The organism is Burkholderia catarinensis, assembly GCF_001883705.2.
GTDB lineage: Bacteria > Pseudomonadota > Gammaproteobacteria > Burkholderiales > Burkholderiaceae > Burkholderia > Burkholderia catarinensis.
Genome location: NZ_MDEQ02000002.1, coordinates 106,638 through 120,760, shown reverse-complemented (window position 1 = coordinate 120,760; position 14,123 = coordinate 106,638). Strand labels below are relative to the sequence as shown.

At 68.3% G+C, this 14,123-nt stretch carries 14 protein-coding genes; 11 read left to right on the top strand and 3 right to left on the bottom strand.

The genetic code is table 11. The features are described from left to right. Positions 1 to 89 precede the first annotated feature (89 nt). On the top strand, positions 90 to 794 hold the full coding sequence (locus BFF94_RS03735; protein WP_219139006.1) for an SDR family oxidoreductase: 705 nt from the start codon (positions 90 to 92) through the stop codon (positions 792 to 794). 58 nt (positions 795 to 852) lie between these two features. Here BFF94_RS03735 and fabV read toward each other — a convergent pair whose 3' ends face one another. Next, on the bottom strand, positions 853 to 2,055 hold the full coding sequence (gene fabV, locus BFF94_RS03730) for an enoyl-ACP reductase FabV (RefSeq protein ID WP_128843195.1): 1,203 nt from the start codon (positions 2,053 to 2,055) through the stop codon (positions 853 to 855). 160 nt (positions 2,056 to 2,215) lie between these two features. Between fabV and BFF94_RS03725 the strand changes: the two genes are divergently transcribed. From BFF94_RS03725 to BFF94_RS03700, 6 genes are all read left to right on the top strand, one after another. Then, positions 2,216 to 2,749 (top strand): GbsR/MarR family transcriptional regulator, encoded by a 534-nt coding sequence (locus BFF94_RS03725; protein WP_050012168.1) that lies wholly within the window; start codon positions 2,216 to 2,218, stop codon positions 2,747 to 2,749. Between the two features lie 88 nt (positions 2,750 to 2,837). Then, on the top strand, positions 2,838 to 4,148 hold the full coding sequence (locus BFF94_RS03720; RefSeq protein WP_219139005.1) for an SDR family oxidoreductase: 1,311 nt from the start codon (positions 2,838 to 2,840) through the stop codon (positions 4,146 to 4,148). Beyond that, positions 4,145 to 4,615 carry a DUF2269 family protein gene (locus BFF94_RS03715; protein ID WP_128843664.1) on the top strand — a complete coding sequence of 157 codons (471 nt, stop codon included), beginning with the start codon at positions 4,145 to 4,147 and terminating at the stop codon, positions 4,613 to 4,615. The genes BFF94_RS03720 and BFF94_RS03715 overlap by 4 nt, the downstream gene beginning before the upstream one ends. Positions 4,616 to 4,712: 97 nt before the next feature. Then, on the top strand, positions 4,713 to 5,582 hold the full coding sequence (locus BFF94_RS03710) for a thiol-disulfide oxidoreductase DCC family protein (RefSeq protein ID WP_128843663.1): 870 nt from the start codon (positions 4,713 to 4,715) through the stop codon (positions 5,580 to 5,582). Beyond that, the gene (locus tag BFF94_RS03705; protein WP_128843662.1) at positions 5,579 to 7,078 is read left to right on the top strand and encodes a TIGR01777 family oxidoreductase; all 1,500 of its coding nucleotides are present in this window, start codon (positions 5,579 to 5,581) and stop codon (positions 7,076 to 7,078) included. The genes BFF94_RS03710 and BFF94_RS03705 overlap by 4 nt, the downstream gene beginning before the upstream one ends. Before the next feature lie 72 nt (positions 7,079 to 7,150). Next, entirely contained in the window at positions 7,151 to 7,774 is a 624-nt protein-coding gene (locus tag BFF94_RS03700) for a glutathione S-transferase family protein (RefSeq protein ID WP_128843661.1), read from the top strand. Positions 7,775 to 7,838: 64 nt separating this feature from the next. Here the strand turns inward: BFF94_RS03700 and BFF94_RS03695 are convergent, their stop codons facing one another. Together BFF94_RS03695 and BFF94_RS03690 are read right to left on the bottom strand one after the other, a co-directional pair. Continuing rightward, the gene (locus BFF94_RS03695; protein WP_219139004.1) at positions 7,839 to 9,263 is read right to left on the bottom strand and encodes a serine hydrolase domain-containing protein; all 1,425 of its coding nucleotides are present in this window, start codon (positions 9,261 to 9,263) and stop codon (positions 7,839 to 7,841) included. Between the two features lie 194 nt (positions 9,264 to 9,457). After that, positions 9,458 to 10,633: a YncE family protein gene (locus tag BFF94_RS03690; protein ID WP_128843660.1), complete on the bottom strand. Its 1,176-nt coding sequence runs from the start codon at positions 10,631 to 10,633 to the stop codon at positions 9,458 to 9,460. 289 nt (positions 10,634 to 10,922) lie between these two features. Between BFF94_RS03690 and BFF94_RS03685 the strand changes: the two genes are divergently transcribed. From BFF94_RS03685 to BFF94_RS03670, 4 genes are all read left to right on the top strand, one after another. Continuing rightward, the gene (locus BFF94_RS03685) at positions 10,923 to 11,342 is read left to right on the top strand and encodes an HIT family protein (protein ID WP_128843659.1); all 420 of its coding nucleotides are present in this window, start codon (positions 10,923 to 10,925) and stop codon (positions 11,340 to 11,342) included. A 262-nt stretch (positions 11,343 to 11,604) separates the two neighbouring features. Next, positions 11,605 to 11,796 carry a hypothetical protein gene (locus BFF94_RS03680; RefSeq protein ID WP_219139003.1) on the top strand — a complete coding sequence of 64 codons (192 nt, stop codon included), beginning with the start codon at positions 11,605 to 11,607 and terminating at the stop codon, positions 11,794 to 11,796. A 115-nt stretch (positions 11,797 to 11,911) separates the two neighbouring features. Next, positions 11,912 to 12,571 carry a methyltransferase family protein gene (locus tag BFF94_RS03675; RefSeq protein ID WP_128843658.1) on the top strand — a complete coding sequence of 220 codons (660 nt, stop codon included), beginning with the start codon at positions 11,912 to 11,914 and terminating at the stop codon, positions 12,569 to 12,571. A gap of 377 nt (positions 12,572 to 12,948) precedes the next feature. Next, the gene (locus tag BFF94_RS03670) at positions 12,949 to 13,395 is read left to right on the top strand and encodes a hypothetical protein (RefSeq protein WP_219139002.1); all 447 of its coding nucleotides are present in this window, start codon (positions 12,949 to 12,951) and stop codon (positions 13,393 to 13,395) included. The last annotated feature ends 728 nt before the right edge of the window (positions 13,396 to 14,123 follow it).

Below are 14,123 nucleotides of genomic sequence, written 5' to 3'. Positions count from 1 at the left end.
TTCGGTATGCCATGGCAACCTCGTTTTCCACCGGATCTCACGCGCGGCGAGCCGGCGCGCATGCGATTCATCATGCGAAAGGAAGGACTATGAAGATCGAAGGTGCAGTCGTTTTCGTGACGGGCGCGAACCGCGGGCTCGGGCTCGAGTTTGCGAAGCAGGCGCTCGAAAGAGGGGCGCGGAAGGTCTATGCGGCGGCGCGCGATCCGGCCACCGTGACGCTGCCGGGCGTCGTGCCCGTGAAGCTCGACGTGACCGACCCGGCGGCCGTCGCCGCAGCGGCCGATGCGGCGCGCGACGTCACGCTGCTGATCAACAACGCCGGCATCGCGCGGCTCGGCAGCCTGACGGACGACGGCGCGCCCGACGCGTTGCGCGATCACTTCGAAACCAACGTGTTCGGGATGCTGGCGATGTCGCGCGCGTTTGCGGGGACCCTCGCCGGCCATGGCGGCGGCGCGATCCTGAACATCCTGTCCGTCGCGAGCTGGGTGAACCGGCCGATCCTGTCGGGCTACGGCGTGTCGAAATCGGCCGCGTGGGCGCTGACCAACGGGCTGCGCCATTCGCTGCGCGAGCAGCACACGCAGGTCGTCGGGCTGCATGCCGGTTTCATCGATACCGACCTGACGGCCGGCCTCGACGTGCCGAAGGCGACGCCGGCCGACGTCGTGCGCCAGGCCTACGAAGCGATCGAAGCGGGGGCGGAGGAAGTGTCCACCGACGAGTTCACGCGGCAGGTGAAGGCCACGTTGTCGTCAGGCGTCTATCTGGAAGAGCCGGCGCCGCGTTGACGCCGCCGGGAAGGCGAACCCGCCGCCCGCGCTCCGGGCGCGGCGGCGGGCAGCGCCGTCAGATCGTCGTGTCGATGATGCCCGGGATCTTCACGTCCGGGTTCACGTCCGCGTCGTAGTCGACGCCGGCGATCTCGAAGCCGAACAGCCGCAGGAAGTCGCTCTTGTAGCCGGCGAAGTCGGTCAGCTCGTACAGGTTTTCGTTCGTCACCTTGTCCCACATCGCGACGACCTTCGCCTGCACCTGCGGATCGAGTTCCTTGTAGTCCGCGCGCAGCCGGCCTTCTTCGTCGACGTGCGGCGTCGCGCCGTACAGGCTGTCCTTCAGGAGCCCGTACACCTGCTCGATGCAGCCTTCGTGCGTGCCGGTTTCCTTCATCACCTTGAACAGCAGCGACAGGTACAGCGGCATCATCGGGATCGCCGAGCTCGCCTGCGTGACGACGGCCTTCAGCACCGACACGCGCGCATCGCCGCCGTGCGCGGCCAGCTTTTCGCGGATCGACAGCACCTTCTTGTCGAGATCCTTCTTCGCTTCGCCGATCGAGCCGTTCCAGTAGATGTCGTGCGTGATCTGCTCGCCGAGATACGTGAACGCGGTGGTCTTCGCGCCGTCGGCCAGCACGCCGGCTTCATCCAGCGCGTCGATCCACATCTGCCAGTCCTCGCCGCCCATCACGGCGACGGTGCCGTCGATCTCTTCCTGCGTCGCCGGCTCGAGCGAGACTTCGCGAATCACTTCCTTGTCGGTGTCGAGGCCGCGGAACGTGACGGCCTTGCCGATCGGCTTGAGCGTCGAGCTGATGGTTTCGCCCGTCTTCGGGTGCGTGCGGCGCGGTGCCGCGAGGCTGTAGACGACGAGATCGACCTTGCCGAGATCCTGCTTGATGGTGTCGATCGTGATCTGCTTGACCTTGTCGGAGAATGCGTCGCCGTTGATGCTGCGCGCATAGTGCCCCTTTTCAGCGGCGAATTTCTCGAACGCGGCGCTGTTGTACCAGCCGGCCGTGCCGGGCTTCGTTTCGCTGCCGGCGCGCTCGAAGAACACGCCGAGCGTGTCCGCGCCCGAGCCGAAGGCGGCCGAGATCCGGGCGGCGAGGCCGTAGCCGGTCGACGCGCCGATCACGAGCACCTTTTTCGGGCCGTTGGCGATCGGGCCGTGCGAAGTCACGTAGTCGATCTGTTCCTTGACGCTGGCTTCGCAGCCGACCGGATGAGTCGTCACGCAGATGAAGCCACGCACGCGCGGTTTGATGATCATGGGAACCTCTTGTCAGAAAGGCGGAAACGGCCTGAAATCGGAAAAATCCCGCGCATTGTAAAGGAAGCGGCCGCTCGCGGGCGGGCGCGGCCGGAACGCGCCGGATCGCCTCGTTATTTCTCTCTTGACAGAAATAACTGAAATCACTAAATTTCACGACATGGAACTCACACCGATTGCCGAACGATTCATTCTCCACTGGGGCGAAATGGGCTCGCGGTGGGGCGTCAACCGCACCGTCTCGCAGATCCACGCGCTGCTCTACCTGGCCGGCCGGCCGGTCGCGGCCGACGAGATCGCCGAGACGCTCAACGTCGCGCGCTCCAACGTCAGCACGAGCCTGAAGGAGCTGCAGGCATGGCGGCTGGCGAAGGTCGTGCATGTGCTGGGCGACCGCCGCGACCATTTCGAGACGTCGACCGACATCTGGGAACTGTTCAAACTGATCGTCGAAGGGCGGCGGCAGCGCGAGATCGAGCCGACGCTCACGGTGCTGCGCGATTGCCTGACGAATCCCGACATCGCGAACGAGAGCCGCGAGACCGAACAGCGCATCCGCGACACGCTGCAGTTCGTCGAGACGCTCACGACCTGGTCGGACGAGATGCTGCGGCTCAAGCCCGATACGCTGATGAAAGCGCTCGGCATCGGCGCGAAGATCAGCCAGACGGTCAGGCGCAAGCCGTCGAAGTAAGCGGTACAGGCCGTGCGGGCACGCAGCCCGCTTTTTTTGGGGTCTCTATTTCTGTTTGTACAGAAATAACTGTAAATAGAGGATGAAAATGAACGCAGTCTTGCCGTCGACCTGCCAGCCCGATCGCACCGGGGCGCGCAGCATGACCGTCCTCGTCTGCGGTGCGAACGGCTTCATCGGGCGGGCATTGTGCGCGCAGCTCGAAGCCGGCGGTCATCGCGTGCTCCGCGGCGTGCGTCATGCGGCCGGCCCGCGCGACGTCGCGATCGACTTCGCGAAGGACGTCGATCCGGACACGTGGCTGGTGCGGCTGGAGGGTGTCGACGTGGTGATCAATGCGGTCGGCATCCTCGCCGATCGGCGCGGCGCGACGCTCGATGCCGTGCATCGCGCCGCACCGTGTGCGCTCTTTACCGCGTGCTGCCGCGCCGGCGTGCGGCGCGTGATCCAGATCTCGGCGCTCGGTGTCGAGCGTGGAGATACGCGGTACTTCGCCAGCAAGCACGCAGCCGAGCGCTTCCTGCAGACGCTGCCGATCGACTTCCGGATCGTGCGCCCCGCGCTCGTCTACGGCACGGCCGGCACGTCGGCGCGTTTTTTCCGGATGCTCGCGAGCCTGCCCGTGCACGTCCTGCCGGCGGGCGGCCATCAACGGCTGCGCCCCGTGCACGTCGACGATCTCGCTGAAGTCGTCGCGCGGTGCGTCGATTCGCCGGCGGCCGGCAGCCCGGCGGTGATCGACGTGGTCGGCAACGACGAAGTCGAATATCGCGAGATGCTGGCTCGCTACCGCGCCGCGCTGGGATTTCCGCCGGCCGCCCGCGTGACGCTGCCGGGCCCGCTGGCCGGCGCGGCGGCCGCGCTGCTCGGCACGTTGCCGGGCGCGATGTTCACGCGCGACACGTGGACGATGCTGCGCGGCGGGAACACCGGCGCTCCGTCGGCCGTCACGGCCGTGCTGGGCCGGCCGCCGCGCGGCATCGACGGCTTCATCGGCGCGGAAGCCGCCGCGCTGCGTCGCGACGCGCTCGCGATGTGGCGGCGTCCGCTGCTGCTGGGTGCGCTCGCGATCGTCTGGATCTGGACCGCCATCGCCAGCGCGTTCATCCATCCGCTGCACGCGAGCCTCGCGCTGCTCGCTCACGCGCACCTGACGGGGTTGCCCGCGCTGATCGCGCTGTACGCGGCAAGCGCGCTGGACTTCGCGTTCGGCATCGCGACCGTCGCCGCGCCGTCGCGTCGCCTGTGGGCTGCGCAAGCGGCGCTGATCGTCGCGTATTCGGCCGTCATCGCGGTCACGATGCCCGGCCTGCTGGCCGAGCCGTTCGGCCCCGTGCTCAAGAACGTGCCGATTCTCGCCATCCTGTTGATCCTGTTTTCCGAAGAAGAACAAGCATGAATACCTATCTCGTCATCAAGGCGCTTCACATCCTGTCCTCGGTGCTGCTGGTCGGCACGGGGTTCGGCACCGCGTTCTACCTGTTCTTCGCGAACCGCACGCAGTCGGTGCCGGCGATCGCGGCCGTGTCGCGGCTCGTGGTGCGCGCGGACTGGTGGTTCACGACGCCGGCCGTGCTGTTCCAGCCGGCGTCCGGGCTGTGGCTCGCGCACACGGCCGGCTGGCCGTGGCATACGCCGTGGCTCGTCGCGTCGATCGTGCTGTATGCGATCGCCGGCGCGTGCTGGCTGCCGGTCGTGTGGCTGCAGGTCGAACTCGCCGCGATGGCGAAGCTCGCGCACGCGAACGGCGACGCCGCACTGCCGGAACAGTACTGGCGCTATGCGAAGCGCTGGGAACTGCTCGGCTACCCGGCGTTCTTCGCGATGCTGACCGTCTACTTCCTGATGGTGCTCAAGCCGATGTAAGTACGTCACCGTCGCGCGGGAGCGGCGGCGATGCACGCCTGAAAGCAGTCAATCGATCGATTCATGATGCTTGCGATAAAAAGAAGGAGTGCAAAACATGAACTCAGGTGAATTGGTGCTGTATTTCGACGGACGATGTCCGCTATGCGTCGCAGAAATACGGCGTCTCGGGGCCCGGGACGCGCGACGCCGGCTGGTTTTCGTCGATATCGCCGAGCCGGGCTTCGATCCCGCGCCGCTGGGCGTCAGCCTGCCCGCGCTGAATCGCGAGCTGCACGCGCGCCTGCCGGACGGACGCATGCTGACCGGCGTGGACAGCATCCTGGCCGCCTATACGCTGGTCGGGCGCCGCCGGCTCGCCTGGCTGCTTCGCGTGCCGGCCATACGTGCTGCGCTGGCGCCGCTGTATCGCCGCTTCGCACGCAACCGGCATGCCGTTTCGCGCTGGCTCGGCTATCACGCCGAAGCGCGCTGCGACGCTGCAGTGTGCGGTATCGGCGAGGCCGCCGACAGTACGGCGGCGAATCGGCCTGCGCGCGACACCATGCGCCGCATCGTCGTGAGCTGGATGGTTGCAGCGGCGATCGTGCACCTGCTCGCCGGTGCAGCCATTCCGTGGATTGCCAGCGCGTCGTGGCTCGATGCGTATCACCGCGGCATCGAGCTGCATTTCTGGGCGGGAACGGCGCCCGAAGCGGCGCGCGTCCAGCAGATCTGGTGGATGTCGCTGATCGGCGCGACGGTGCAATGCGCATCGGTCTGGATGCTGGCGCTCGTTCACCTCGGCAACCGGCTGCGCAGCAGGGAAGTGTGGGGATGGCTGCTGGCCGGCCTGTTGATCTGGGCGCCGCAGGACATGCTGTTGTCGTGGCAGGCGCATGTATGGGGCCACGTGGCGATCGATGCTGCCGCACTCGTCGCGATGGTGCCGCCGCTCGTCTGGCTATGGAGGAGGGATACCCTATGAACACGTTGCCTGCTTTCAACTGGGCGCTCAACCTGCTGATCGTGCAGGGCGCGATGGGCGCATTCGATACGCTTTATCACCACGAACTCACGCAGGACCTGCCGCACAGCCCGCGCGCGCGGCTCGAGCTGGCGATTCATGCGGTGCGGTCCGTGCTTTACGGCCTCGTGTTCGCCTCGATCGCGAACGTCGCCTTTCACGGCGCGTGGGTCGCGGCCCTCGCGACGGTGGTGCTCGTCGAAGTGGTGCTGACGTTATGGGATTTCGTCGTCGAGGACCAAAGCCGCAAGCTGCCGGCGACCGAGCGCGTGCTGCACACGCTGCTGGCCGTCAACGGCGGCGCGCTGTTCGGGATGCTCGCGATGCAACTGGCCGCGTGGGCGCACGAACCGACCGCGCTGCACGTGCTCGACCTCGGCTGGCGCGGCTGGCTGCTCAGCCTGTTTGCCGCCGGCGTGACGGTTTCGGGGATCCGCGACGGGATCGCCGCCTGCCGGATCGCGCGACGCGTTCCGGACGCCAATCCGTTCGCGGGGCAGCCGCCCGGCAACGTGCTCGTCACTGGCGGGACCGGCTTTATCGGCGAAACCCTCGTGAACGGGCTGCTCGATGCGGGGCATACGGTCACGTTGCTGGCGCGCGATCCGCTGCGCGCGGCTTACCAGTTTCATGGCCGCGTGCGCAGCGTGACGTCCGTCGAACAGTTGCAGCCGCACGAGCGTTTCGACACGGTCATCAATCTCGCGGGGGCGCCGGTGCTGGGCGCGCGCTGGAGCAAGCGCCGCCGGGCGCTGCTGCTCGCCAGCCGCGCGGGCGTCACGCAGGCGCTGATGCGCTGGGTCGAGACTGCCGAGGTCAAGCCGCGCACGTGGATCCAGGCGTCCGCGATCGGTTACTACGGCGTGCGCCCGGCCGACGAGCGGCTCGACGAGGGCAGCAGCGCCGGCACGGGGTTCATGTCGGAGCTGTGCCGGCAGTGGGAGCAGTCCGCGCAGCCGCTCGAGCGCCACGGGGTGCGCTCGGTGGTGCTGCGGCTGGGCGTCGTGTTCGGCCCCGGCGGCGCGTTGCGCCCGATGCTGCTGCCGCATTACTTCGGGATGGGCGGACGATTCGGCGACGGCGCGCAGGTGATGAGCTGGATCCACCGCGACGACGTGCTGCGGATCATCGCACGCGCGATGTCGAACCCGCGCATGCGCGGCGTCTACAACGCGGTTGCGCCCGCGGCATTGACCCAGCGCGAGTTCGTGCAGGTCGTGACGAAGGTGCTGCGCCGCCCTGCATGGCTGCACGTGCCGGCCGCGCCGCTGCGCGTCGCGATGGGCGAGATGGCCGAGTTGCTGCTGGACGGGCAGCGGGTGATGCCCGCGCGGCTGCATCAGGACGGATTCATGTTCCGGTTCCCGACGGCCGAGCACGCGCTGCGTGACCTGACGAATCGGCCGCACGCCGATTTTGCGCGGCCTGCCTGCCGTTTGCGGCGAGGCCGTGTTTAAATTCGACGTGAACGCGTTCGGGACGTTTTGTGCGCTCCGAACGCTCCGCATCCGACTTCACAAGGAGACAGCATGCTGCGCATCCTCGGCAAGATCCCGTCCATCAACGTCCGCAAGGTGCTGTGGCTGTGCACCGAGCTGAACCTGCCGTTCGAACAGGAAGACTGGGGCGCGGGCTTCCGCACGACCAACGATCCGGCCTATCTCGCGCTGAATCCGAACGCGCTCGTGCCCGTCATCCAGGACGACGATTTCGTGCTCTGGGAATCGAACGCGATCATCCGCTACCTCGCGAACCGCTATGGCGGCGATGCGCTCTATCCGGCCGAGCCGCAGGCGCGCGCGCGGGTCGATCAATGGATCGACTGGCAGGGCGCGGACCTGAACCGCGCGTGGATCGGCGCGTTCCTCGGCCTCGTGCGCAAATCGCCCGATCACCAGGATCCGGACGGCATCGCGCAGTCGATCGCGGGCTGGACGAAGCACATGCGCGTGCTGAACGCGCAACTCGAAGCGACCGGCGCATTCGTGGCCGGCGATCACTTCACGCTCGCCGACATTCCGATCGGCCTGTCGGTGAACCGCTGGTTCGGCACGCCGTTCGAGCATCCGGATTTCCCGGCGGCGTCGCGTTATATCGAACGTCTCGCGACGCGCGAAGGCTTCAAGCAATACGCGGGCAGCGCGAATCCGTGACGCACCGCAGGTAACGCGCGGCGAGGCGGCGTCGTTGGTGTCGTAGGCGTCGGGATTGCCGCCGTCACGCGCCAGGCGCCGGCACCGCGTCGAGCACGCGCGCGAGAAACGCCTCGTGATTCCACGCGGATTCCGGCCGCGACAGCCCGAGCCGCACGACCACCAGCTCGCGGCTCGGCACGACGCTCACGAACTGGCCTTCATGGCCGACCGCATGAAATGCGTCGGCCGGCATCGTGCTCGCGTGCGGATCGCGATCGTTGAACGGCTCCGGCACCTTCACCCACAGCTGCGCGCCGAATTCCTGGCGCGTCGACTGCGGCGTCGCGCGCGTCAGGTAGCGCACCCAGCCCTCCGGCAGCAGCCGCTGCCCGTTCCACACGCCGTCCTGCAGCAGAAGCTGCCCGAAGCGCGCCCAGTCGCGCGCGCTCGCATACATGTACGACGGGCTGACGAGCGTGCCGGACGCATCGGGCTCGAACACCGCGCTGCGCATCCCGAGCGGCGCGAACAGCGCGCGGCGCGGAAACGCGAGGTAGTCCTCGTCGCTGCCGCCCAGCGCTACCCGCATCACGCGCGCGACGATCGCGCTCGTACCGCTCGAGTAGTACCACTGCGTGCCGGGCGTCGCGGCGAGCGGCTTCGCCGATGCGAAGCGCGCGGTATCGGGCTGCGTGAACAGCATCACGGCGACGTCGGACAGCGGATCGTCGTAGTCCTCGTTGAATTGCAGGCCGCTCGTCATCCGCAGCAATTCGTCGAGCGTGATCGCCGCGCGCGGATCGCCGCTGCCGCGCCATTCGGGCAGCAGCGCCGACGCATCGGGCGACAGCTTGTGCCGCGCGACGAGCGTGCCGACCAGCGCGGCCGTCACGGTTTTCGTCATCGACCAGCCGGGCAGCGGCGTGTCGGCCGTGAAGCCGGGCGCATAGCGTTCGGCGATCACCTGGCCGCGCCACATCACGACGATCGCGCGCGTGCGTCGCGGCCGTGCCGGATCGGGTTCGTCGAACGCACGGTCGAGCGCGGTTTGCAGCTTGTGCGCGTCGATGCCGGCCGGCGGCATGGCCGGTGCGGGCTGCGCGGGCGGCGGATCGGGGAGGGGCGGCGATGCGGCCGGCAAGCTGTCCGTCAGTGTGGCCGGCAGCGCGCCGGGCGACGGCCCGAGCGCAAGCGTGCAGCCGAGCCCGGGACGGAAGTCGGCTTCGCGCCCGGCGAAGCCGGCGAAGGTCGCCACGGCGCGATGATGGTCGGGATCGATCGACGGGCGCACCAGTTTCAGCAGCGGATGAACGCCGGCCATGATGTCGACGTCGATCACGGACGCGGCCGGGCGGCCCGACACGTACACGCCGGAACATAGCGCCTTCGCCGCATAGCCGGTCGCGATCGGCGCGAGCCGGGACAGCATGTAGCCGGCGTAGCCGACCGCGGCAAGCAGCACGAGGGCGGCGCCTCGTCGGATCAGCGGCTTGATGGATGTCGTCATGCGCGAGCGTCCTCGGTGGCGTGCCGGCCGGCAACGATCCGGCAGTGTCGCAGGTTCGGGCAAGCGGTGGCAATCGCGGGGGGTGACGACGCCGGGCGGCGTCACTCAGGTGGCATGGTGCCCGGCGTGTGCGAATCGCATGTGTCGATCGCGCAGGTTCGAACGGGCCGGATGCGGCCCGTTCACGAAGTGCGTCATTGTGCGTTGTCGTTGTCCGAACGCAGGGTCCAGACCGTCGCGGTATTCGTGTTGTCGTCGACGGCCGCGAATTGCGGCTGGCCCTTGCTGCCTCGCCCGAACGCGAGGCCGAAGGCCGCGCCCGGCACGGTGTCGACCTGCATCTGCGCGACGAAGCGCCCGTTCACCGTGAACTCGACGATCTCGCTCGGTTGCTGCGGATCGGGATTGACCGCGTCGCCGTTCGCGGTCACGAGATGGCCGTTCGGCGCGAGCGCCAGGGCGAGCGGGCCGTGCAGGTGCGCCGCGTCGAAGTAGATCATCCGTCCGACACCGCCGTTGCGGTTCGTCGACGCGGCGTTCTGGATCGCGAACACCGCGTTGTCGCCGGTGGAGGCGACATAGAGGACGTCGACGTCAGGGTCGTACGCCAGACCGGTCGGGCCGACGACGAGCGCGTTGGGATCGGTCCGGTTCACGTAGCCCGACGCGATGATGCGCGAGCTCGGCAGCATCGAGACGCCGTCGTTGCCGATCGCCAGGTCGATCCGTGCGACCGTCCCGTTCAGCACGTTCGACACGAACGCGGTCACGCGCTGCCCGCGATCGATTACGGTCATGTCCCACGGCCCGTCGAGCAGCGTGGCGCTGACCAGTTGCGTGACGAGATTGCCTTGCGGACCGATGACGAGCAGCGAGCCCGGTGCGACCACGTTCTTGCCGTCCGGCGCAGGGACGTTGCCGACCAGCACGAAGCCGCTGCGCAGTACCGTGAGCGCGGTCGTCAGGCCGAGATTGCTGCCCTGGAAGAATGTCGCCGGCGTTTTGCCGGGCGACAGCTTCACGATCGTCGTGCCGGTGCCTTGCGTGTTCGACGCCGCGTTGAAGTTGGACACGACGACGTCGCCCGGTTTCAGCGTGCTCCAGGTCGGCACACCGCGCGGCACGAACGCGATGCCGTACGGATTGACGTCGCCGTTGGCGGGTACGGTCGATGCCGTGACCGACGAAGGCGGCAGGATGATGTCGCTGCCGCCGGCCCACGCGAAGGCCGACGACAACGCGACCAGCCCGGCGCCGCAAGCCGCGCGGCATAGCGTGCGCGCAATCGTGCGACGGGCGTGCGCGAAGACCGGCGGATGAACGGCGGAGACGGACGGGGCGGGCGAGCGACAGGAGGGGAGAGGGTTCATGGCATGACTCCGGTTGATGATCGCGATCAGTCATCCCGGCTGCCGGCCTGCGCAGCCGACGGGTGTCCGGCGCGGGTTCGCCGGCTTGCCGCGCGAACCCGCGCTCGCAATAAACGGATGGCGACGGCTGCCTATTCCATCCGGTTACGCATGTTGCATGCGCGCCGGCGTCCAATGTTCGCCGCCATGGCGACACGGCCTGACAAGTTGAAATCCGGCCCGCCATCGACCGATAATCGTCCGGCATCGATCTCCCAGTCCAACTGCCTAACCGTTATCGGAAAACGCCATGTCCTACGACAACAACAACCCGTTCGCAAAAATCCTGCGCGGCGAACTGCCGTGCGTGAAGGTCGCGGAAGACGACGCGACGCTCGCGATCATGGATCTCATGCCGCAGGCCGACGGCCATGTGCTCGTGATCCCGAAGGAGCCGGCCGCGCAGATCTTCGAGCTGTCCGGCGACGCGGCCGCGGCCGGCATCCGCATGACGCAGCGCGTCGCGGCGGCGGTGCGCGCGGCGCTCGAGCCGGACGGCGTGTTCATCGGCCAGTTCAACGGCGCGGCAGCCGGCCAGACGGTCCCGCACGTGCACTTCCACGTGATCCCGCGCTGGGAAGGCGCCGAGCTGCGGATGCATGCGCGCGACATTGCCGACGCGGCGGCGCTCGAAGCACTCGCGCAGCGCATTCGCGCGCGCTTCGTGTAACGCATCGACCGCGCGCGGCTCGGCGGCGGCGCATCGGCCGGCCGCCGCTCCGGCATCGGCTGTGTCGACTGTTTCGGCGGTCACGCGAGGTAACACGTGTAACCGCCTGCGAAACTCGGCCCGGCAAGCCCGGCGCTAGACTCGGCGCATTGTTTCATCGAGCGACAGGAAGGGCGGATCGCCTCTTCGTGCCGTCCGTCGCACGTCGCGGCGGCGCGGCCTTCGCAAGGTGCCATTCGTCTTTCGCGCCGGGAATCGAGCCATGTCCAGACTTCTCATCACGCTTGCCCTGATCGGCGGCCTGTCCGGCTGCTACGTCGCGCCGCCGTACGGCTACGCGCCCGCGCCGGCCTACTATGGCTACGCGCCCGCACCGGCCTACTACGGCTATGCGCCGGCGTATTACGCACCGCCCGTCAGCATCGGGATCGGCGGCCACTTCCGCATCCGCTGATCCGGCCCCGGGCGCACCGGCCCGGGCCGCCGCCTTTCGCCGGACGATTCGCGCGCAGCGCATCGTGCGCGCGGTTCCTATACTTCACAGGAAAGCGCACTCCGGCGAGGCAGCCATGACAGTCACCCGCAAGGTCGCAGTCCTGTCGGGCGTATCCACGCTCGTCTATCTCGGGCTCGCCGTGCTCGGCATCGGCGGGTTCGCCGCGTTCTTCTCGCATCCGCCGCTGACCGTCGTCGTCGTCGCGACGCTCGCGATGGCCGTCGCCGCGATGTTCACCGAAGGCAACCTGAGCAGCGGCGAGCGCGAGAACCGCGACAACCGCTGGGTGCTCGCGGCGTTCGCGGTGAGCGGGTTCCTGCTCGCGTATCTGCCCGCGCTAACCGACCGGCTCGATTTCTGGACCTTCGGCGGCGATGCGGCGCGCTGGACCGGCGTCGTGCTGTACATCGCGGGCGGTGCGCTGCGCATCTGGCCCGTGTTCGTGCTCGGCAAGCGTTTCAGCGGGCTCGTCGCGATCCAGCCCGGCCACACGCTCGTGACGTACGGCATCTATCGCAGGATCCGCAACCCGAGCTATCTCGGCCTGCTCGTCAATGCGGCTGGCTGGGCATTCGCGTTCCGTTCCGGCGTCGGGCTGCTGCTCGTCGCGCTGACGATGGTGCCGCTCGTCGCGCGGATCCGATCCGAGGAGGCGCTGCTGCGTTCGCAATTCGGCGCCGAATACGACGCGTATTGCGCGCGGACCTGGCGGCTGCTGCCCGGCGTGTACTGACCCCCTCGTTTCTTCCCGGCCATCGTTTCGAGGCCGGCTCACGACACGTGCCCGATGTGTTGCCGCGTGTGTCGCAAACGTGCGACGCCGTGCGTGGCCGGCCTGTCGTTCCGCGGGGCCGGACCCTGGCTGAAGCCAATACCGGCGCGGGTTTCCGGCGATTCCGGTGCGTGTGTTCAAGGTCCGTTATTCGTAAACAACTTGTTACCAGAATGTCCACGGCAAGGATGTGGGACCGGTGCTATTCTTCGCCGCAAGCTCGTTGAAATGAATTGGTCCGCGGTTCGGCACAATGCCTGACCCGACGTCGATCGATTCAGATCGTCGTACCGAGCGGACCTCCGATAACCAGATTGCGAACAAGGAAGAATACGGGAATGTGGAAGAAAATTGCCCCCACTCTCGTCGTCGCCGTGCTGACCGGCGCGACCGCACTGCCGGCAATGGCCGGTGACCTGAACAACGCGCTTGGCGGCGCGCTCGGCGGGGTTGCCGGCGCAGCGGTCGGCGGCGCGGTCGGTGGCAGCACCGGCTCCGTGATTGGCGGCGCGATCGGCGGCGGCGCGGGTGGCGCCGTGACGTCGAACCGTCGCGAGCGCACCGGCGCGATCATCGGCGGCGCACTCGGCGGCGGGGCAGGCACCGCGGCAGGCAACGCGATGGGCGGCCGCACGGGCGGCCTGCTGGGCGCGGCTGTCGGCGGCGGCGCCGGTGCGGCGCTCGGCGGCAACATGTCGCGCAGCTCGTACGAGCGTGATTACGGCGGTCGCGGCGATCGCGGCTACCATCACCGCAAGCATCGTCACCACCGCGACTGGGACTGATCGCCGCTGGCGCGGCACGGTGCGCGACTCGCGCACCGGCGCGCCGATGGCGTCGGCACCCGACGCGAGCAGCAGCCCGGCAGCCAGCCGGGCCGCCATCGCCGGCCAGACCGGCGACCCTTTCCGGTTTCATCAGACGCTGCCCCGTGCCCGATCGACGGGCCGGCAATCGTCCTCCCGCCTTGTTTCCCCGCTTCCCGACGACACCGCCTGCCGCGCCTGAATGCGCCCCGGGCAGAATCGGCGATCGCCATCGAGCATGCCCTTCGACGCGTCGGCCCGTTCCGGCCTGACGACAGTCCACGACAGGGCGCATCGATCCGCCGCCGCGCGCGCATCGACCGTCTCCAATCCGCGTAACCAGATGTATCGCGACCCGTGTGCGCCACCGGCGTTGCGCCGGCCGGACGCGTCGCGTCCAGCGTCCCCGCGAATGTTCCCGCTGCCGCGCCCGTCAGGATTTCCCTGATGGTCGGACCGCCGCGCAGCGCCTCTGCACCGCATATCGCGGGTGCTGGCGGGTAGTGGGAAATCGAATGGATGGCATCGCAACATTTAATTGGTCGCTTGAGATCGACTTCGCTATCGTCGGCGATGCTCGCGTACGGAGTCGAACCGTGCCGTCCGCTGCGCCTCGCCGCATGATCGCGAGCGCCGCGGCCCGGCCGCCGGCCCCACAAGCATGGGCCGCCGCGTCCGATGAACCGGACGTACCCGTCGCGAAGCGT